The sequence below is a fragment of the Rhodococcus sp. NPDC057014 genome (assembly GCF_042673295.1).
Lineage (GTDB): Bacteria > Actinomycetota > Actinomycetes > Mycobacteriales > Mycobacteriaceae > Rhodococcus_F.
Map to the genome: position 1 here is coordinate 1 of NZ_JBHUSF010000156.1, position 19855 is coordinate 19855.

General features: G+C 67.9%; 17 protein-coding genes. 13 read left to right on the plus strand and 4 right to left on the minus strand.

Annotated features, from left to right (window positions below; genetic code table 11):
- Window positions 1–93: 93 nt before the first annotated feature.
- Genes ACFTZB_RS26250 through ACFTZB_RS26265 form a run of 4 tightly spaced genes read left to right on the plus strand, consistent with a single transcriptional unit; the run spans window position 94 to window position 3294 of the window.
- Window positions 94–1155, plus strand: coding sequence for a DNA-directed RNA polymerase subunit alpha (locus ACFTZB_RS26250; RefSeq protein ID WP_005239684.1), 1062 nt, complete (start codon window positions 94–96; stop codon window positions 1153–1155).
- A 27-nt stretch (window positions 1156–1182) separates the two neighbouring features.
- Window positions 1183–1779: a 50S ribosomal protein L17 gene (gene rplQ / locus ACFTZB_RS26255; protein WP_378435566.1), complete on the plus strand. Its 597-nt coding sequence runs from the start codon at window positions 1183–1185 to the stop codon at window positions 1777–1779.
- Window positions 1780–1784: 5 nt separating this feature from the next.
- Window positions 1785–2678: a tRNA pseudouridine(38-40) synthase TruA gene (truA, locus tag ACFTZB_RS26260; RefSeq protein WP_378435568.1), complete on the plus strand. Its 894-nt coding sequence runs from the start codon at window positions 1785–1787 to the stop codon at window positions 2676–2678.
- Window positions 2679–2727: 49 nt separating this feature from the next.
- The gene (locus ACFTZB_RS26265; RefSeq protein WP_378435570.1) at window positions 2728–3294 is read left to right on the plus strand and encodes an NADPH-dependent FMN reductase; all 567 of its coding nucleotides are present in this window, start codon (window positions 2728–2730) and stop codon (window positions 3292–3294) included.
- Here ACFTZB_RS26265 and eccE read toward each other — a convergent pair.
- Complete coding sequence (gene eccE, locus ACFTZB_RS26270; protein ID WP_378435572.1) at window positions 3291–4940, minus strand: type VII secretion protein EccE; 1650 nt, start codon at window positions 4938–4940, stop codon at window positions 3291–3293. The two genes, ACFTZB_RS26265 and eccE, sit on opposite strands and share 4 nt — an antisense overlap.
- Before the next feature lie 113 nt (window positions 4941–5053).
- Between eccE and eccB the strand changes: the two genes are divergently transcribed.
- Complete coding sequence (gene eccB / locus ACFTZB_RS26275) at window positions 5054–6544, plus strand: type VII secretion protein EccB (RefSeq protein ID WP_378435574.1); 1491 nt, start codon at window positions 5054–5056, stop codon at window positions 6542–6544.
- Between the two features lie 64 nt (window positions 6545–6608).
- On the opposite strand, the gene mycP is transcribed toward eccB, so the two are convergent.
- Window positions 6609–8000 (minus strand): type VII secretion-associated serine protease mycosin, encoded by a 1392-nt coding sequence (gene mycP / locus ACFTZB_RS26280; protein ID WP_378435576.1) that lies wholly within the window; start codon window positions 7998–8000, stop codon window positions 6609–6611.
- Window positions 7997–9469: a type VII secretion integral membrane protein EccD gene (gene eccD / locus ACFTZB_RS26285; protein WP_378435578.1), complete on the minus strand. Its 1473-nt coding sequence runs from the start codon at window positions 9467–9469 to the stop codon at window positions 7997–7999. The genes mycP and eccD overlap by 4 nt, the downstream gene beginning before the upstream one ends.
- A gap of 284 nt (window positions 9470–9753) precedes the next feature.
- Between eccD and eccCa the strand changes: the two genes are divergently transcribed.
- From eccCa to ACFTZB_RS26305, 4 genes are all read left to right on the plus strand, one after another.
- The gene (gene eccCa, locus ACFTZB_RS26290; protein WP_378435580.1) at window positions 9754–13755 is read left to right on the plus strand and encodes a type VII secretion protein EccCa; all 4002 of its coding nucleotides are present in this window, start codon (window positions 9754–9756) and stop codon (window positions 13753–13755) included.
- Window positions 13737–15137 (plus strand): type VII secretion-associated protein, encoded by a 1401-nt coding sequence (locus tag ACFTZB_RS26295; protein WP_378435582.1) that lies wholly within the window; start codon window positions 13737–13739, stop codon window positions 15135–15137. The genes eccCa and ACFTZB_RS26295 overlap by 19 nt, the downstream gene beginning before the upstream one ends.
- Window positions 15138–15269: 132 nt before the next feature.
- Window positions 15270–15587 carry a WXG100 family type VII secretion target gene (locus ACFTZB_RS26300; RefSeq protein ID WP_378435584.1) on the plus strand — a complete coding sequence of 106 codons (318 nt, stop codon included), beginning with the start codon at window positions 15270–15272 and terminating at the stop codon, window positions 15585–15587.
- Between the two features lie 43 nt (window positions 15588–15630).
- Window positions 15631–15912: a WXG100 family type VII secretion target gene (locus ACFTZB_RS26305; RefSeq protein WP_124394581.1), complete on the plus strand. Its 282-nt coding sequence runs from the start codon at window positions 15631–15633 to the stop codon at window positions 15910–15912.
- A gap of 80 nt (window positions 15913–15992) precedes the next feature.
- Here ACFTZB_RS26305 and ACFTZB_RS26310 read toward each other — a convergent pair whose 3' ends face one another.
- A complete protein-coding gene (locus ACFTZB_RS26310) occupies window positions 15993–16445 on the minus strand; it encodes an Lrp/AsnC family transcriptional regulator (RefSeq protein ID WP_378435587.1) in 453 nt (150 codons plus the stop codon).
- 81 nt (window positions 16446–16526) lie between these two features.
- On the opposite strand from ACFTZB_RS26310, the gene ddaH reads away from it, so the two are divergent.
- The 4 genes from ddaH to rpsI all read left to right on the plus strand — a co-directional run bounded on the left by ddaH (window position 16527) and on the right by rpsI (window position 19810).
- A complete protein-coding gene (ddaH, locus tag ACFTZB_RS26315; protein ID WP_378435589.1) occupies window positions 16527–17432 on the plus strand; it encodes a dimethylargininase in 906 nt (301 codons plus the stop codon).
- Between the two features lie 6 nt (window positions 17433–17438).
- A complete protein-coding gene (gene rocD, locus ACFTZB_RS26320; protein WP_378435591.1) occupies window positions 17439–18665 on the plus strand; it encodes an ornithine--oxo-acid transaminase in 1227 nt (408 codons plus the stop codon).
- 168 nt (window positions 18666–18833) lie between these two features.
- Entirely contained in the window at window positions 18834–19277 is a 444-nt protein-coding gene (gene rplM, locus ACFTZB_RS26325; protein ID WP_005239728.1) for a 50S ribosomal protein L13, read from the plus strand.
- Window positions 19274–19810, plus strand: a complete 537-nt coding sequence (gene rpsI / locus ACFTZB_RS26330; RefSeq protein WP_043825651.1) for a 30S ribosomal protein S9 — start codon at window positions 19274–19276, stop codon at window positions 19808–19810. Before rplM ends, rpsI begins: the two co-directional genes overlap by 4 nt.
- Window positions 19811–19855: the final 45 nt, after the last annotated feature.

Genomic DNA, 19855 nt, shown 5'->3' on the forward strand with positions numbered 1-19855 from the left:
CGGTAGTTCCGACTACCGGAAAGGCGCACGGGCACGAAGTGCCTTTCCCATCGTGGGCGTCAAATAGCGGACGCCCGTACAGGAGGAAATCCAATGCTCATTTCTCAGCGACCCACGTTGACCGAAGAGGTCATCGCTGACAACCGCTCGAAGTTCGTCATCGAGCCCCTCGAGCCAGGCTTCGGGTACACCCTCGGCAATTCGCTCCGCCGTACGCTGCTCTCGTCGATTCCCGGCGCTGCTGTCACCAGCATCCGCATCGACGGCGTTCTGCACGAGTTCACCACAGTTCCCGGTGTGAAGGAAGACGTCACCGACATCATCCTGAACCTCAAGGGTCTCGTCGTGAGCTCCGAAGAGGACGAGCCGGTCACCATGTACGTCCGCAAGCAGGGCCCCGGCGCTGTGACCGCAGGCGACATCGTGCCCCCGGCCGGCGTCACCGTGAACAACCCGGATCTGCACATCGCCACCCTGAACGACAAGGGAAAGCTGGAGATCGAGCTCGTCGTCGAGCGCGGTCGCGGCTACGTCCCCGCCGTCCAGAACAAGGCGTCCGGCGCCGAGATCGGCCGTATCCCGGTCGACTCGATCTACTCGCCGGTGCTCAAGGTCACCTACAAGGTGGAGGCCACCCGTGTCGAGCAGCGCACCGACTTCGATCGGCTCGTGCTCGATGTGGAAACCAAGAACTCCATCACCGCTCGGGACGCGCTCGCTTCTGCGGGCAAGACCCTGGTTGAGCTCTTCGGCCTGGCCCGTGAGCTGAACGTCGAAGCAGAAGGCATCGAGATCGGACCCTCGCCCGCCGAGGCCGATCACATCGCTTCGTTCGGACTGCCAATCGAGGACCTGGACCTGACGGTCCGTTCCTACAACTGCCTCAAGCGCGAGGGTGTTCACACCGTCGGTGAGCTTGTCGGCCGTACCGAGTCCGATCTGCTCGACATCCGCAACTTCGGACAGAAGTCCATCGACGAGGTGAAGGTCAAGCTGCATTCGCTCGGCCTGGCCCTCAAGGACAGCCCCGCGTCCTTCGATCCCACCACCGTTGCCGGCTACGACGCCGCCACCGGAACGTGGAGCGACACGGACGCCGGTTCCTTCGGTGATGCCGAGGGCACCGAGGACTACGCCGAGACCGAACAGCTGTAGCTCACGGTCCTTTACTAGGAGATCATCATGCCCAAGCCCAAGAAGGGTGCCCGCTTCGGCGGGTCGGCTTCGCACCAGAAGGCGATCTTCGCCAATCTGGCTACCGCGCTCTTCGAGCACGGCCGCATCACCACCACGGAGTCCAAGGCCAAGGCCCTGCGCCCGTACGCCGAGAAGCTCGTCACGCACGCCAAGGCCGGAACCCTGGCTCACCGTCGCGAGGTTCTGAAGGTCATCCGCAACAAGGATGTCGTGCACACCCTGTTCGCGGAGATCGGCCCGTTCTACGCCGATCGTGACGGCGGCTACACCCGCATCATCAAGACGGTCCCCCGCAAGGGCGACAACGCGCCGATGGCGATCATCGAGCTCGTCAAGGAGAAGACCGTCACCTCCGAGGCCGACCGCGCTCGTCGCGTGAAGGCGTCGAAGGATGCGCCGGCTGCCGCCCCCGCCGAGGAGAACGTCGTCGAGGCCGTCGAGGCCGAGGCAACCGACGCCGAGGTCGAGAACGCTGACGCCGTCGTCGAGGCCATCGAGGACGAGTCCGCCACCGCGGCCGACGCGGCTGAAGCCGAAGAGGCGAAGGATGCCTCGGCGGCCGAAGAGGCCAAGAAGGACTAGTCCACTTGGTTTCGGCACACGCTGAATCGAACGAGCCCGTCGTCCCCCCGAGGGACGGCGGGCCCGTTTCGTATGAGACCCGTCGCTTGCGCCTGGACATCGCGTACGACGGGACGGACTTCTCCGGGTGGGCCCGCCAGAACGGCCTGCGCACCGTGTGCGGGGAGATCGAAGAGAAGCTCGGCGCCGTCCTGCGCACGCCGTTGCAGCTCACGGTGGCGGGGCGCACCGACGCCGGCGTCCACGCCATCGGTCAGGTCGCGCACGTCGACGTTCCGGTGGACGCCCTGCCGGACGACCCGTCCCGGCTGGTCCGCAGGCTCGCGCGGTTTCTGCCGAAGGATGTGCGGATCACGCGGATCTCCTTCGCGCCCGAACACTTCGATGCACGGTTCTCGGCGATGCGGAGGCACTACGAGTACCGCCTGACATCGGCGGTCTACGGTGCCGACCCGCTCCGAGCCAGGGACACCGTGTCGTATCCGAAGGTCCTCGACCTCGAACTCATGCGCTCGGCATCCGCGATGCTGCTCGGACTGCACGACTTCGCGGCGTTCTGCAAACGCAGAGACGGCGCGACCACGGTCCGCGATTTGCAGCGTTTCGACTGGGACCGCGACGGCGACGTGTTCACCGCCTTCGTCAGCGCCGACGCGTTCTGCTGGTCGATGGTGCGCAGTCTCGTCGGTGCGGTTCTCGCCGTGGGGGAGGGCAGACGCGATCTCGGCTGGATCGAGGGTCTCCTCCGGGAGAAGTCGCGGTCGAGTTCAATTCTGGTGGCCCCGGCGCACGGACTGTCCCTGGTGCGGGTCGACTACCCCGAGGACGCGGATCTGGCGGCACGCAACCAGATCACCCGGGACGTTCGATCCGTGCCCGGCGGCTGCTGCGGCGACTGATGCCTGATCGCCGACCTCCAGGATTGCCCCGGGACGAAGGAGAGTGTTCGTGATCGCAGTAGAGCCCGTCCGGATCGAGATCATCATCGGGTCGGTCAGGGTCGGCCGGATCGCTCCCGTCGTCGCCGGCTGGTTCGCCGAACGTGCGCGCGCGTACCCGGGACTGGACGTGGGGGTCATCGACCTCGCAGACACGCCCTTGCCGCAGGATCTCGGCGAGTCCCCGGTGACGGACGAATTCCGCGAGCGGGTGGGCCGAGCCGACGGATTCGTGGCCGTCACCTCCGAATACAACCACGGCTACCCCGCGGCACTGAAGACCGCGTTCGACAGTCTCAAACACGAATGGCGTTCGAAGCCAATCGGTTTCGTGTCGTACGGCGGGCTGGCCGGCGGGCTCCGCGCAACCGAACAGCTACGCCAGGTGGTGGCGGAACTGCACATGGTGTCGGTCCGGCAGAGCGTGAGCTTCCACCAGGTGCGCAAGAGATTCGACGACCAGGGGCAGACCACCGACGGCGCCGCCATCGACTCCGCCGACCGCATGCTGGCCCAACTGGTGTGGTGGGCCGAGGCGGTCCGCCTGCAGCGCGAGAGAACGCCGTATCCGGGCTAGTACTGGTAGGCGGGCGGGTAGTCTTCCACCGCACGCGGGCGTCCGATGAACGCCGTCTCCGACGAGATCGTGACCAGCATCAGTTCGATGCTCGTCCCGCCGGTCGACAGAAGAATCCGGTCGCCGAGAGCATTCGGCTGGACGATGGACAGATCCGGTTCGGCGCCGGGCCACTGACTCGGCTCCCCGTACAGGTAGATCGCCGTGACCCCGGCGCGGGGCGGCAGCGCGTCGACGCCGTCGAACACCACCGTGTTGAACCTGTTGTCGGACTGCGGGTCGTGACCCGCGACGCGCAATCGGTCCGGCGTGGCGATGGAATCGATCAACGACGACCACGCGTCGGGCCGATCGGTGTGGATGAGCACCCGGGCACCCGTCGCGACGGCACGGAACACCAATTGCTGGGCGAGGTACAGTTCGCCCGCCACATAGACCATGCCGACGCCGGGACCCGCGATGCGAGCGGTGATTCCGTGGCCGTAGTCGTCGGAGCCGATGAGCTGACCGCACCCCGCCGGGGGCAACTGCAGGCCGCGCAGATCCTCGACGGACATGTCGGTCAACGGCATCACGTCGTCGAGGTCCGCCATCGCGACGGGGAGATTGGACAGCAGCCCGTCCTTGTGCCTGCCCTGCATCGAGACGAGCCCGGGAATCGCGAGCGGATCCGGCATCGTCCGGGAGGTCACCCGGCAGGCCGCACCGACCTTCACCTGTCCTTCGTGCCCGCTGGGACGGAGTCGGATCGTCACGGTCGTACCGAGGCTCGACGGAACCCACAGCTTCGCGAGCAGATCACGCGTCAGGTACCGCGGGTCGACACCGTAGCCGGTATTGCACACTCCGGGCAACGGTGCCTGTCTCCACGTCTGAGTGACGGTCCTCGGGTCGACGCCGCGGCTGATCTGCAGCGCGGCGGAGTCGATCTCCGGAGCGGTGAGAATCCGCGCGCGGCACCCGGAATCGGCGAGGGCGCGCACGACACGGCCGGCCGCGATCGTAATCGCGCGGGAAGCGCCTTCCTCGCCACCGCCTCGTCGCGCCACCGCGGCGACGCTCTCGGTGGCGTCGAATCGCAGGGCGAGCCAGACCATCCGGGTCGCGGTCGCCGGGAGCGGACCGACCAGCCTGTCGTACACATCGGTCGCGGGTGTGCCCGCCGCGGCGCGATAGCCATGGCTGACGATGTCGATTCCGGTCAACGAGATGTCGTGCTGCACGAGGCACGCGGCGAGCGCTTCGGCGGGCAGTTCGTGCGTCATCTGAAAGCCGTCACGGGTGATCTGGGTGAGACTCCCCGCGGGAGGCAGGACCTCGACGACGGCAACCACGTTCCCCCCGTCCCAGCGGAGCCCGACGGACTGACCGGTCGGCGCCTGGAAACCGACGGTGCGGGACTCCGTCCGGCCGGGTTCGGTGCAGTACCGCCAATACGTCCGGGCCCAGGCCAGGCTCGACCAGCCGCCCACCCGGACGAGCGAGGCGACGACGAGGACGACGGCAAGTGCGACGGCGCCCCACCAGAGCAGCCCGCACAGCGAGGCCACGACCCCGCCGGTCACCCCCAGAACTTGCGCGATGACCACCTCGGTCGCCGAAAACCGAAGAGACGACGGCCGGCGCGTGACGCGTGAACGGTCCATGGTTCCTCCCCCGAATACCTGAACCCGGCAGACCCGTACCCCGTCCGCCGTGAAGACTGTCGACCGAACTGTATCGTGTCCCCCCGAGCGCGGTGCAGCACGGGGGAGGAACAATGGCTGTAACACCCACTACCCGGTGGCAGGTCAACGGGTATCGATTTCTGGTCAGACGGATGGAGCACGCCCTGGTGCGTCGCGACGTCCGAATGTTGCACGACCCCATGCGGTCGCAGTCGCGCGCACTCGCGGTGGGGGTCGTGATCGCGTCGCTCGGCCTCGCCGGGTGCGCCGCGCTGGCGCTGTTCCGTCCGCAGGACAAGATCGGCGACGCGTCGATCGTCGTCGGCAAGGATTCGGGCGCGATGTTCGTCGTCATGGGCGACACACTCCGCCCCGTTCTGAACCTCGCGTCCGCCCGGCTCATCGTCGGAAAGTCCGAGAATCCGGTGATCGTCAAGGAATCCGAACTCGATACCCGCCCGCGGGGTGCCCTCGTCGGGATCCCCGGCGCGCCGTCGGCGCTGCCGGCCGGAGATCCCGCGGCGAAGACACCGTGGACCGTGTGTGATTCGATCGCGGCAGACGGAAATCATTCCGTCACAACATCGGTCGTCATCGGTGAGACGGAGGGCCCCGACGGCGGCGGGACCCTCGCCGGCGATCAGGCCCTGCTCGCGTCGACTTCCGATGCGTCGTACCTGATCTACGGAGGCAAGCGCGCACGGGTCGACCTGGACGACCCGGCGATCACCCGCGCGCTCGGTCTCGAAGGCGCTCGGCCGCGACCGGTGAGCAAGGGGTTTGTCAACGCCATCCCCGAGGTGCCGCCACTCGCGGCTCCCGTCATTCCGGGGGCGGGGAGCAGTCCCCGGTACCCGCTGCAGGACAAGGTCGTGGGATCGGTGTTCACCGCGCTGATCGGCTCCGAGACCACCCATTACGTGGTGCTTCGCGACGGAATCCAGAAGATCAGCTCGGCCGTCGCGAACCTGATCTTCCTGTCGGACTCGCACGGCGACACGGAGATGTCGAGCGTCCCTCCGGACGCCACCAATCGGATCCCCTCCGTGGAACAGATTGCGGTGGACAGTTTCCCCGAGTCGGCGCCCACGATCATCGGTGCCTCCGACAAACCCGTGAGCTGCCTGACCTGGACGCCTCTCCGTGCACCGGACGAGACCGGCGCGAGTGGTCCGGCGGCCGGACTGTCGCTGGTCGCGGGTCGTTCCCTCCCGATTCCCGGCGACGCCCGCGCGGTCGAACTGGCCCAGGCGGACGGCGCGGGCGACAACGCCGACACAGTTTATGTACAACCGGGAACCAGCGGTTTCGTGCAGTCCACCGGCATCGAGCCCACGAGCACGCGACGTGATAGCTGGTTCTTCGTCGCGGACACGGGAGTTCGGTTCGGCATCCCGGACAAGGGCGCAGACAAGGACTCGGCCAAGGCGTTGGGGCTCGACGGCGCCCAGCCTCTCGCGCCCTGGCAGATACTCGGCCTCCTTGCGCAGGGCCCCTCGCTCGGAAAGTCGTCGGCACTCGTCGCACACGACGGTGTCGCACCGGACCTCGACCCCGCTGCTGTCGCGTCAGGATCCAAGTAGAAGTTCCCGGGGAGGGGCACGGACTCGCTCAGGCGTCCGCACCCTCCCCGCGGAGCAGATCGGATCAGTGCCGGTCGGCCGACGAGCGGAACCGGCGGCGGAGCGGGAACGACGCCAGGACGCCGAGCACGAGCAGCGCACCCAGCGTTCCGGTGGCCGCCACAGCGACATCGCGTGGCCGATGGTCCGGGGGAGCAGCGGCCGGAAGCGCCTCGACCGCGACGGAACTCGACTGATCGACGGTCGCATCCTCGAGCGGCACGTCGGCGGTGACTGCCGCCAGCGGGTCGATGATCCCGTGCCCGACCGACGGATTCCACCCCTCTGCCGGGGCATGGGCCGTGGCCTCGATACGGGCCACGACCTGTTGTGCGGACAGTTGCGGGAACCGCGACCGGACCAGGGCGACTGTCGCCGAGACGTACGGGGCGGCGAAACTCGTTCCCTGCACCGGCTCCGCGTTGCCCTCGGGGCCGTATACCGTATTCGTCAGGTCACCGGTGGTCGGGTGCAGTGACGTCAAACCGGTTCCCGGCGCTGCGACGTCGACCCACGGACCGGCCAGGCTGAAGTCGCTCGCCGACCCGTTCGCGTCGACGGAGCCGACGGTGAGCACATAGTCGTCGTACCACGCGGGACTGGCAATCGTGCTCACGGAGTCCGACAGATCGGCGCCGGGCCGAAGGGGGTCGGCCGGTGGATTCTGAATCTTGCAGTCTCCGGAGCCGAAGTTGCCTGCCGCCGCGACCACCACGGCGTTCCGCACCGTGACGGCGTATTTCACGGCGGCCCCCACGTACCGGTCGCCGCTGCCGATCCCCTCCGCAGCGGTCTTGCACGCCACCTCGGAGATGTTGATGACGGTCGCACCCTGGTCGGCCGCACGCCGGATCGCCGTTGCCATCGTCACAACATTTCCGTATCCGCCGACCGAGTTGCCCGCGTTGTCGACCTCGTCGGCCTGGCCGACGGGGCTGTACGCATTGCTCGACTGCCGGATCGACAGGATCCGCGAATCCGGTGCGCCACCGGAGAAACCGGATCCGGGTACCTGCGAGGCACCGATCAACCCGGCGACGAGTGTGCCGTGCGCGTCGCAGTCGACCGTCCCGGTCTCGGTCCCCACGAGGTCGCCGCCGTCCATGAGTCCGGGGAGTCGGGGGTGCCGCGAGACGCCGGTGTCGATCACCGCGACGATCTGACCTGCGCCCCTCGTGATCGGCCAGACCGACTGGAAGTCGAGATCGCGCTGTGCCACCGGGACGTCGGGGCCGTCCGGCACGCGCACAGCATCTTTGCAATTGCGGCGCAGCTCGGCCTTCTGGCGGTCCGCCGGTGGAACAAGCCCGACGTCCACGGGAGCTGGCACCACGGCCGAGGCGCCGCCCTGGCCGACGGCGGCGGTGACCGCCACGATCGCGGTGGCCAGCACGGCGCGGGTGAGTGGGCGCCTCACAGCCCACGCATCAGAGCGTAGAGACCGGTCACCCAGCACACCAGCGGGACGATCGACGCGATCACCGCCAGATCGACGAGCTCGGCCACCCGCCGCATCACGGGCGAGAACGTCCGGCGGGGTGCGAGGATCCCCAGGACCAGCCCGCCGACGGCGAACAGGATCGCGACGGCGAACGATGCGATCGCGAAGTCGGGTACCGCGACAGCCGCGGCGGTGAGCAGCAGAACCAGGATCGTCACCCCGCCCGCGATCAGCGGAACGGCCTGCTCGGCGCTGCTGTACGTGCGTCCCCGGAACATCAGGACGGTGGCGGTGGCGACGGCGAGAGAGAGCCCGGGCCAGTAGATTCCGTCGTGCACGCCCGGGTGCGCCGCGACGAGTGCGCCGGTCACGGCGAGTGCCGTCATCGCGCCGACCAGGCCCGTGAGGTACTTGCGGGCACGTGCCGCTCGCTGTGCGAGGGAGTCGAACGAGGGCATCGTCACCTCGTCGTCCGGGTCGTCCTCGGACGGATCGACGGACGTGCCCGGCGCCGGGACCGGGGGCAGCGGAAGCTTCGCCAGCAGTATCGACACCCGGGCGGAGAAGGCGAGTCCGATCAGCGCCGCCGCCACGACGCCCGCGCCGACAGCGGCGGTCGGGTTGCCGAACAGTGTGGCCACCAGGGCAGCGACCGATCCGAACAGGGAGGTCACCGACAGCGCCGTGAACAGTCGCAGTCCGACACCGCCCAGCCGCAACGCCAGAACGGCGGTGGTGCCGGCCAGCGCGAGCCCGAGGAGCAGGTGCGCAGCGCCGAGATCGCCGGGCACGAACAGCATCCCCGCGGCGAACGAGAGGGGAACGGCGCACCCACTGAGGATCACGGAACTGGGCGCGTCGCCGTAGACGCGGCCGGTGACCGCGCCGGCGATCAGGAACAGCAGGGCCGTCGCGACGGCACAACCCGCCCCCAGGAATCCCTCCGTCCCCGCCCCGGACCACAACAGTGCGAACGAACCGACCACGCTGCCGAGCACGGCGGCGACGGAACCCGCCACCCGCGCGGAACCACGGGTCCACTCGCGGTCGCCCTCGGCGTCGGCGATCGCCACGTTGTACATGATGTCGTCGAACAGCGGCGGAGGTGCGCTGGTGTGGACACTCTGGAGAACGAGGAGATCGCCGTCGCGGATTCCGTGCTCGTGCAACGTCAACGTGGTCGACAGCGGCGAGTGCCCGATCTTGGCGAGAACCCACTCGCTCGGTTCGTACTGTTCGAGGGAGTCGTCGAAATCGTTGGTGCCGCGATGGGTGCGGATGGTGTCGACGATCCCCGGAACGAGAATGGCGAGCGGCACACCGAACGGAACGGCCATATCGACCTGCGAATGCGTCGACAGGACGGTGATGCGGCACAGATCGGCCGCGGCACCGGGACGGGTGGACGACGCGGATCCCCGCGATTCGTCATGGGTGACGGACACTGCGATTTCCCCCAACTCTTCCGACGCACAACCCCATCTGCGCCGTTACGACACCGATCGACGACCGGTCACGGATCGTCGTCCGATTTGATCACGGTGACCTTACGACAGTGCGGGCGGCGCATCCAGTGTCCATCAGGGCGCGGACCTCCTATATGCCCGGTCGTCCTTCATGGGTTAGTGTCTGACTTCGCGGATCGAGCCCAGGGGGGCGGACCCGGAGTTTCGGGATCGGATCGGCTGCACGGATTTTTCGGGGCGGTTGTAGTCATGGGGGGCGAGTAGTGAGCACTATTCGGTTCGTGCGCAAAGCACGACGGGAAGTACCACGCATTCCGGGCGGCGAAGTGAGTCTGCAGGCTCCGCCCGAGATTCCACGTCTGGTTCCCGGAAACCTTCTGACCAAGCTCCTTCCCGTGGTCATGGTCGTCGCCATGGTCGGGATGATGGCCCTGATGTTCTCTTCGGGCATGGCCCGCAACCCTATGTCGATGCTCTTTCCCGTCATGATGATGGTGTCGATGCTCGGCATGCTGGCAGGCGGCGGTCGTGGCGGCCCGAAAGCGGCGGAAGCCAACGAGGACCGCAAGGACTACCTGCGCTACCTCGATCAGCTGCGGCGCGACGTCAACGAGACCGGTGAGCAGCAGCGAAAAGCGCTCGACTGGAGTCACCCCGAACCCGGTCTGCTCTGGACCCTCGCAGGGACGGCGCGCATGTGGGAACGCCGCACCACCGACCCCGACTACTGCCACGTGCGCGTCGGACGGGGAAGCCAGCGCCTCGCCACCCGCCTGATCGCGCCGGAGACCGGACCTGTCGAGGATCTGGAACCGGTTGCAGCGGTGTCGCTTCGCCGCTTCGTCCGCGCGCACTCCGTCGTCCAGGATCTGCCCACCGCGGTGTCGCTGCGCGGCTTCGCGGCCATCTCCGTGGAGGGCGACCGCGGTACCGCACGGTCCCTGGTGCGGTCGATGCTCATGCAGTTGTGCGCATTCCACGGCCCGGACAATCTCCTGGTCGCCGTCGTGTGCGGTCCCGACACGGAGCACGAGTGGGACTGGGCGAAGTGGCTGCCGCACGCGCAGCATCCGGACTCGTCCGACGGTGTCGGTTCGTCCCGCATGATCTACGGCTCGATCCTCGAACTCGAATCTGCGCTCGGTCCGCAGCTGTCGATGCGGAACCGGTTTTCGCGCAACGCGCCCGCCACGCCCGGTGTTCCGCAGTTCGTCATCGTCGTCGACGGCGGGATCCTCGAGGGCGAATCGGGGATGATCACCGACGGCGGCGTCGACTCGGTCTCCGTTCTCGACATCAGCGGCTTCTGCTCGCGACTGACGGCCACACGTGGCCTCCAACTCGTCGCACAGGACGGGTCACTCGGCGCCCGCAGCGGAGCCGGAGTGGAGATGTTCGCGACCGCGGACCTCGTCAGCGCTCACCAGGCGGAAACACTGGCCCGGCGGCTCGCGCCGTACCGGACCGCGTCGCAGACGGCGGTGGACGCCGGCGACGACGATCAGCCGGTGCAGACGTGGAGCCAGATGCTGGGGATCGGCGACGTCGGCCGTCTCAACCCGGATCACGCGTGGCTGCCCCGCCAGGGCCGCGACCGGCTGCGGGTCCCGATCGGCGTCGGAGTGGACGGTCACCCGGTCGAGATCGACCTCAAGGAATCGGCCGAGAACGGGATGGGGCCCCACGGACTGTGCATCGGAGCCACCGGTTCCGGTAAGTCGGAGTTCCTGCGGACGTTGGTGCTCGGCCTGATCTCGACGCATTCCCCCGACGCGCTGAACCTCGTCCTCGTCGACTTCAAGGGCGGCGCCACATTCCTCGGCCTCGAGGAAGCGCCACACGTCGCCGCGGTGATCACCAACCTCGCCGAGGAACTCGCGATGGTCGACCGGATGCGTGACGCACTCGCCGGTGAGATGAACCGACGCCAGGAACTGCTGCGCTCCTCCGGGAACTTCGCCAACGTCACCGAATACGAGAAGGCCCGCCAGGCCGGCGCCGACCTCGACCCGCTGCCCGCACTGTTCATCGTCGTCGACGAATTCTCCGAACTGCTCAGTCAGCAGCCCGAGTTCGCGGATCTCTTCGTCGCCATCGGCAGGCTCGGTCGCTCGTTGCACATTCACCTGCTCCTGGCGAGTCAGCGACTCGAGGAAGGCAAACTGCGAGGCCTCGACAGCCACCTGTCGTACCGGATCGGCCTCAAGACGTTCTCGGCGAACGAATCGCGCACCGTGCTCGGTGTGCCGGACGCCTACCACCTGCCCGCGACCCCGGGCGCCGGATACCTCAAGTGCGATTCCGCGGAGATCGTCCGCTTCCAGGCCTCGTACGTGTCCGGCATCTACGAGGGCGGACGCGTCGACAACGCGCGGCGGCCGGGTGAGGCGGCGGTCGATCTGCGGCCCAAGATCTTCACGGCAGCACCCGTTGCAGTCGACGTCGTCGAGATCCACGACGAACCACAGTCACTCCACCTGACCGAGGAGGCCGCGGACACCCGCACCACCATCGACGTCGTGGTCGAACGGATCAAGGACCGCGGACCTCGCGCCCACGAGGTGTGGCTGCGGCCCCTCGACGCCGCGCCCACCCTCGACCAGATGCTGCCGAGGTCGGTTCTCACCGAACCGGTTCCCGCACTGAGCTCGCTGCGTGCACCGATCGGGATCATCGACAGGCCCTACGACCAGCGGCGCGACCCACTCGTCGTGGATCTGTCCGGGTCCACCGGCAACATGGCCGTGGTGGGTGGACCGCAGTCGGGCAAGTCCACCGCGATCCGCACGCTCGTCACGTCGCTGGCCGCCACCCATTCGGCGGAGCAGGTGCAGTTCTACTGCCTCGACTTCGGTGGCGGCACGCTCGCCGGACTGTCGGGACTGCCGCACGTCGGTTCGGTCGCCAACCGCCTCGACGTGGACCGGGTGCGGCGCACCATCGCCGAGATGAACACGATCGTGCGGCAACGCGAGGAGCGGTTCCGCGAACTCGGGGTCGAGTCGATGGCGGAGTTCCGGCGACTGCGTTCCTCCGACCCCGGTACCGGCGGCGCCGCTGCAGGGATCGCGCAGGACCCGTTCGGTGACGTCTTCCTGGTGATCGACGGGTTCGGCAGCATCCGTCAGGATTTCGAGGCTCTCGAACAGCAGATCACCAACCTCGCGTCCCAGGGGTTGTCGTACGGCGTGCACGTGGTTCTCACGGCGTCACGGTGGGGCGAGGTCCGGCCCGCGCTCAAGGATCAGCTCGGCACGCGCATCGAGCTGCGTCTCGGTGATCCCTCGGACTCGGACCTCGGTCGCAAGACCGCCGCACTCGTTCCCGAAGGCAGGCCCGGACGCGGCATGACCCGCGACAGCCTGCATCTGCTGGTCGGGTTGCCGAGGTTCGACGGAAGTTCGGATCCGACCGACCTGGCAACCGGCGTGGCGCACGCGGTGTCCGCTGTCGCCGCCGCGACCCACGGCAGGCCCGCTCCGGCGGTGCGAATGCTGCCGGCGCAGATCGCCCGCGAAGACCTGCTCCACGCGGCCGGGGGGTGGCCGGCCTACCTCGATCCCGCGCAGGCATGTCTGCAGATTCCGATCGGCCTGGACGAGGCCGAGTTGGCCCCGATGTTCCTGAACTTCGCCGAGCAGCCACACTTCCTGGTGTTCGGCGACACCGAATGCGGTAAGACGACGCTCCTGCGGAACATCTGCGAGGGCATCATGGCGTCGAACACGAGCAAGCAGGCGAAGATCATTCTCGGCGACTACCGGCGCACGATGCTCGGTGTCGTCGAAACGGCGCACCTCGCCTCCTACGCACCGTCCGAGGACGTGCTGGGGACGAACATGAGGGATCTCGCGTTCCTGCTGAAGGAGCGCATGCCCGGTCCCGGTTTCAGCCGCCAGCAGCAGCGCGACCGATCCTGGTGGTCGGGGCCCGAGATCTTCGTCGTCATCGACGACTACGACCTCGTCGTGACCTCGAGCGGCAACCCCGTCGCCGCGATCCTCGAATTCCTGCCACACGCCCGCGACATCGGATTCCACCTGATCATCGCGCGACGCTCCGGCGGTGCGGCGCGGGCGATGTACGAGCCGGTCATCGCCCGTCTGCGCGATCTGCAATCCACGGGCCTCGTGATGAGCGGCAACCGGGAGGAGGGCAACCTCATCGGCACCGTCCGTCCGAGTGCGATGCCTCCCGGGCGCGGAACGCTCGTCAACCGCGCGGGTACCGGCCTGATCCAACTCGCGTGGATGCCCCCGCTGTGATGCCGGCGGTCGCGATTCACCTCACTGAATCCGGCATGTGGTCCTGCGTCCAGGGCGCGACGAGGGCAGTACACGAGACGACACCGCTCTGCTTCGTCGACGACGAGTACGTCGACGTCGACGGTGGTCTTCTCGCGGTGTCCGACGCACTCACCGCGGTGTTCCGGTCTGTGATCGGCGGTGTGGGGGAGGCGTCGCCGATCGCGACGGCGGTACTGTCCCACCCGACGGAGTGGGGTTCCGCGCGGCGGAATGTGCTCGCCGCCGCGGGTTCACGGATTGCCGCAGACACGGTGCTGGTTCCGGTCGCCGTCGCGGCGGCCGAGGGTACGGCTTCACCCGGGGGCCGATGGCTGGTGCTCGAAGGCCGGACGACGGGCGCCACGGCCAGTTACGTGGTCGGTGAGGTCGGCGGATACCGGGTCGTCGCCTGCGAGCACGATCCGTCGCTCTGCGCCGACGAAGGAATCGACCAGTGGGCTGCGGCGATCGTGGAACTCGGCGCGCGGGCCCGCGGTGATCGCGTTGTCGATGGAATCCTCCTGACGGGGGCCGGAGAATCACAGGAGCGCGCAGCGATGCGGGACGCCGTGATCGCGGTCGCGTCCGCGAACACGGTCCGGATCGTCACCGGAGAAGAGATTGCCCGGGCACTCGCCGCCGGCGTGGTCGACACCGACGAGGCGCCGACGACGATGGCTGTGCCGCAGGCCAACTGGCTCGAGCCGGCACTGCAGGGATCGGATCGCGGGGGCCGGCGCAACGTGCGGCCCACGGTCCTCGCGGTGGCCGCGGTGCTGGCAGTGGTCTTCGGCGCCGTTCTCGTCTTCACAGTTCGCGACCCCGGCGCCGGCGCCGGCACGGTCCACGCACTCGATGCGAGCGCGGCACCGGCGGACCCGGCCACGACGCTTACACGGTCCGCGGCGCCCACCACCACCACCGACGCGGGTCTCGAGGTGGGCAGCATTCGCGTGACGCTGCCGAGCGGATGGAGGGAGCGGGCGCCCGCCGCGTCGAACTCCTCCGTGCCCCGCCTGGAACTGGTGCCGGCAGGTGGGGCCGACAGGCGAATCATCATCACGCAGAATGCGGTTCGAGAAGGTTCCGGATACGACGAGGTGGCGGCGACGCTCGCGTCGAAGATCGCGCAGCGTGGCCGGCCCGAACTGTTCGGCGCACTCGAGCGCGATGTCGTGTTCGGGGGTCGACCGGGCATCGCGTACAGCGAATTCCCCGACGAGAGCTCCGCGGTGCGATGGCACGTCCTTGTCGAGCGCGATCTCCAGGTGAGCGTCGGCTGCCAATTCCTGGCCGAGGAGTGGGAGTCGATCGAGCGCGTGTGCGAAGACGTCGTGCGGTCGCTGGTGATCGTCCGGTGACCCCGTCGTCTTCGCCGGAAAATCTTCCACAGAGGTGGAACCGATTGGGCGGATGACGCGTCCAATCTTGTGTAGGGGTGAATTCGGGCAGTCCAGTGGGGGCCGCCGCACCGAGATCAGAAGGAGTCACACATGGCGGGAGTTGTTACCGATGTCGGCCAGATGGAGGTCGCGGCCAATCACGTGCAGACGGTGAACAGCCAGCTGCAGGGCACGATCAACAGCCTCAAGGGCCGTTGCGAGGAGTCGTCTTCGGCGTGGCAGGGTGGCGCGCAGGCGGCGTTCATGAACCTGATGGCACGGTACGGAGATGCCTCGCGCCGTATGCAGGAGTCGCTGGACGAGATCGCGGTGAAGATCCGCGAGAACGGCAAGGGTTACGACGCCGCCGAGCAGGCCAACCAGGATGCGATCCATTCGGCCGGAGCCTCGGGATCGCTCGACATCTAGCGCCGGCACCGAGAACAGTCACGAAGCTCGAGGGGAGCACCGAATGTTGAAGTACGGATTTGCCGAGTTGCAGGCGCTGGCGGCCGACATCAAGTCGAACGAAGCGAAGCTGCGCGAGACGCACGACGAGCTCAAGGGCTACGTCAACGGCCTCGTGGCGCAGTGGGAGAGCGGTGCGCGGGACAACTACCAGGCGGTGCAGGCCAAGTGGGACAGCTCTCACGAGGATCTGCTCCAGGTCCTGCAGACGATCTCGAAGGTCGTCCAGGACGGCGCCATCGACATGCAGACCGCGGAAGACCGGAACGCCACGGCCTGGCTCTGATCTTCGCGTGACACACCGGGGTGCCCCAGCAATCCACGGTTGCTGGGGCGCTGCGGTCTGCGCGGTAGGCGACGACGGCGTCAGTCGCCGGTCGGTATCAGGCGGCTGAGGACGACGCTGCTCTTGGTCTGGAGGACGGCAGGCTCCGACCGCAGGTTCTCCAGCGTTCGTTCGAGGTGTGCGGTGTCGGTGGTCCGGACGCGGAGGAGGGCATTGGCGTCGCCGGTGACGGTGTACGCCTCCTGAACTTCGGTGTGGCGGGACACGATCCGCGCGATCTCGACGGCTGACGTGCGACCGCTGCAGTACAACTCGACGAACACCTCGACGCCCGGGCCGAGGGCGCGGGGATCGAGTGCGGCATGGAATCCGGTGATCACTCCGGACTCGACCAGTCGATCGACCCGGCGCTTCACGGCGGGGGCGGACAGTCCGACCTCGGCGCCGATGGTGGCGAAGCTGGACCGTGCATTGCGCTCCAGTCGCGCAACGATCCGCCGATCGAGCCCGTCCAGACGCAACGAATCATCCATGTGATGGAACGCTAGCGCATTGATCAGGCCTTTTGGTGGGTGGATACTGATGTCACCGACACCGATCGAGGGGGAGTGGAGATGGCGCCCACCGCTGGTATCGAGTCCGAGAACCCGTACGAAGAGCCGGCGGTCGCGCCGGGCGGCGCCGTCCGCCACGCCCACCCGCGGACGTACCTCATGTGCCCGCCCACGTATTTCGACGTCGTCTACGCCATCAACGACTGGATGCGCCCCGGCGAGCCCGTGGACCGGGATCGTGCGATGTCGCAGTGGTCCGCACTCGCGGACACCTACCGGCGGCTCGGCCACGAGGTACTGACGGTCGACCCCGTGGAGGGGCTCCCGGACATGGTGTTCGTCACCGACAGCGGACTCGTCGTCGACGGCGTCGCTCTCGGCGCGAGATACCGGACCGCGGAGCGCCGCGCCGAGGCCGAACACGTGTTCCGGTGGTTTCGGGACAACGGGCTGATCAGGCCCACCCTGCCGCGGTACGTCAACGAGGGGGAGGGCGACTTCCTCGTCGTCGGCGACGTGATCCTGGCCGGAACGGGATTCCGGTCCGACCCACGGTCGCACGCCGAGGCGTCGGCACACCTCGGTCGTCCGGTGATCACGCTGAACCTGGTGAATCCCCGCTACTACCACCTCAACACCGCGCTGGGTGTACTCGACGACAGCACCATCGCGTACCTGCCCGCCGCGTTCTCGCCGGACAGTCGCGCAGTGCTCGAGCGGATGTTCCCCGATGCGGTGATCGCCGCCGAGACGGACACCGACTGGCTCGGACTCAACCTGGTCAGCGACGGCGCCAATGTGGTGTTGCCCGTGCAGGCTTCGCACCTCGCCGACGAGTTGTCGGACCGCGGGTACGAACCCGTTCCGGTCGACTATTCCGAATTCCTCAAGTCCGGTGGCGGAATCAAGTGCAGCACTTTGGAGCTCCGCGGCTTCCGCGGGATCCGGGACGAAAGTCAGGGGTGACCAGCAATGTCGGATGGTGTCGTTTCCGTGTCGGATGCCACGCGTGAGCAGCTGAGCAGGGCCGAGGAGCACAGCGCCCACAACTACTCGCCGCTGCCCGTCGTGATCGAATCGGGTGCCGGCGCGTGGGTGAAGGGAATCGACGGCGTCGACTACCTGGACGTGCTCGCCGGATACTCGGCGCTCAACTTCGGCCACGCACACCCCGCGCTCGTCCGGGTGGCGCGCGAACAACTCGGCCGGCTCACGCTGACCAGCCGCGCCTTCCAGCACGACCGTTTCGCTACCTTCTGCGCGGACCTGAGCCGGCTGTGCCGGAAGGACGCGGTGCTGCCGATGAACACGGGCGCCGAGGCCGTCGAGACCGCGCTGAAACTTGCCCGTAAGTGGGGGTACGACGTCAAGGGTGTGCCGGCGGGGCGCGCCGACGTGATCACGTGCGCCGGGAACTTCCACGGCCGCACCATCTCGATCGTCGGGTTCTCGTCCGATCCGGACGCGTACACCGGGTTCGGCCCGTACCCGGCGGGGTTCGCGTCCGTCGAATACGGGAACGCGGACGCGCTCGAGGACGCGATCACCGAGAACACGGTGGCCGTGCTCCTCGAACCGATCCAGGGCGAGGCCGGAGTCCTGGTGCCGCCCCCGGGCTATCTCGCGGCGGTCCGGGACATCTGCACCCGGCGCGGAATCCTGATGATCGCCGACGAGATCCAGAGCGGGCTCGGGCGGACCGGCGACACGTTCGCGTGCGACCACGAGAACGTGACCCCCGACGTGTACGTGCTGGGCAAGGCGCTCGGCGGCGGCCTGATGCCGGTCTCCGCCGTCGTCGCCGACTGGCCGGTGATGGCGGTGATCGGCCCCGGGCAGCACGGCAGCACGTTCGGGGGCAACCCGCTCGCCTGCGCGGTAGGCAGTGCGGTGGTGGACCTGCTCGAGACCGGCGAATATCAGGAGCGAAGCCGTGAACTCGGCGGCTACCTGCACGGCATGCTGTCGCAACTGCCTCCGGAACACGTGTCGGAGGTGCGCGGGCGCGGTCTGTGGGCCGGTGTGCAGCTGGCCGACGGCATGCCGGCCGCCCGGACGATCTGTGAGCGACTCCTGGCGCGCCGGGTTCTCGCGAAGGACGCGCACGAGGGCACGATCCGCATCGCCCCGCCGCTGGTGATCGAGCGCGACGAACTGACGTGGGCGGTCGAACAGCTCGCCGATGCGCTCGCCGAGTGAGTTTTGACCCCGGTACGCCCTGACCGGTATTGTTCTCCGTTGGCGTGCCGTGCGCCGCTGTGTCTCCGTGTCGCAGTGGCTGGCGGTTCTCGGGTCTCAACTGGCCGCCGGGAATCGCTCGACGATACGCAATGGCCAGCAGCGGATTGAACAAGACGAGGAAGTTCTGTGTCTACGTACACCCCGAAGGCCGGAGATGTGACCCGCACGTGGCACGTCATCGACGCCACTGACGTGGTGCTCGGCCGCCTTGCCGTCCAGGCAGCCAACTTGCTGCGCGGCAAGCACAAGCCCACCTTTGCACCGCACGTTGACGGCGGCGACTTCGTCGTCATCATCAACGCCGAGAAGGTCGCGATCAGCGGCAACAAGCGCGAGGGCAAGTTCCTCTACCACCACTCCGGACACCCCGGTGGTCTGAAGTCCCGCTCCGTCGGTGAGGTTCTCGACAAGAACCCCGACCGCCTCGTGGAGAAGGCCATCGTCGGCATGCTCCCCAAGAACAAGCTGGGTCGCGCCATCAGCAGCAAGCTGAAGGTCTACGCGGGCCCGAACCACCCCCACGCCGCGCAGCAGCCGGTGCCATTCGAGATCAAGCAGGTGGCCCAGTGACGGCGCCGGAGGAGCAGAACGTGTCCAACCCCGAAGAGATCACCGAGGTTGTCGAGGTCGCGGCGGACGAGTACGTGTCCGTCGAGGAGCCCGAGGTCGCCGAGGACATTGAGGCCGCTGCTGCGCCGCAGGCCCCGATCGTGATCGATCGCCCCATCCAGACCGTCGGTCGTCGTAAGGAAGCGGTTGTCCGCGTCCGTCTGACCCCCGGTTCGGGCGACTTCAAGCTCAACGGCCGCACCATCGAGGACTACTTCCCGAACAAGGTGCACCAGCAGCTGATCAAGGCTCCGCTGGTCACCGTCGAGCGTGCCGAGTCCTTCGACATCGTGGCGCTGCTGCACGGTGGCGGACCGTCCGGACAGGCCGGCGCACTGCGTCTCGCCATCGCCCGCGCGCTCATCGAGGTCACCCCCGAGGACCGCCCGGCTCTCAAGAGCGCCGGCTTCCTCACGCGTGACGCCCGCGCCGTCGAGCGCAAGAAGTACGGCCTGAAGAAGGCCCGCAAGGCATCTCAGTACTCGAAGCGCTGATGTGTCGCCGAAGCCGCCCTTCGGGGTCGGCTTCGGCACCTGTTC